The organism is Mesorhizobium sp. M7A.F.Ca.CA.002.09.1.1, assembly GCF_003998555.1.
Lineage (GTDB): Bacteria > Pseudomonadota > Alphaproteobacteria > Rhizobiales > Rhizobiaceae > Mesorhizobium > Mesorhizobium ciceri.
Window position 1 is genome coordinate 1 of record NZ_RZRR01001541.1, and the last position, 539, is coordinate 539.

Annotated in this window: 1 pseudogene; it reads right to left on the bottom strand. The window is 65.3% G+C overall.

Features of this window, described 5'->3' with window-relative positions:
- A pseudogene (locus tag EN994_RS34535) lies at nucleotides 1-539 on the bottom strand (aminotransferase class III-fold pyridoxal phosphate-dependent enzyme); the annotation flags it as partial.

Sequence of the window (539 nt, forward strand, 5' to 3'; positions counted from 1 at the left end):
ATCGCATGCTTCGCCTTCAGCCCCTCCAGCACGGCTGCGAGTTCGACACCACGCGCGGCCGCGTTCTCGTTCAGGCGCAGCCGTTTGGTCTCGGCAAGCGCCGCAGACCCGCGGCGCAGCCGACAGGATGGCCGGAATAGGTATAGCCATGGCCGATGGCGCCGAAGCTGGTCTTGTCGGCCTCGAAGACATCGGCGACCTTGGCGCCGATCAAAGTGGCGCCGAGCGGGAAATAACCCGAAGTGATCGCCTTGGCGATGGTCATGAAATCCGGCTTCACACCGGACAGACGCGAACCCGACCATGCGCCGGTGCGGCCGAAGCCCGTCACCACTTCGTCGGCGATCAGCAGGATCTCGTGGCGGTCGCAGATTTCGCGCACCAGCGGCATGAAGCTCTCATGCGGAACGATGACGCCGCCGGCGCCGAGAACCGGCTCCATGATGAAAGCGGCGATGGTGTCGCCACCCTGGAAGGCGATTTCGTCCTCCAGCGCCCTGGCGCAGAGTTTTGCCAGCCGCACTGGGTCGGTCTCGTCG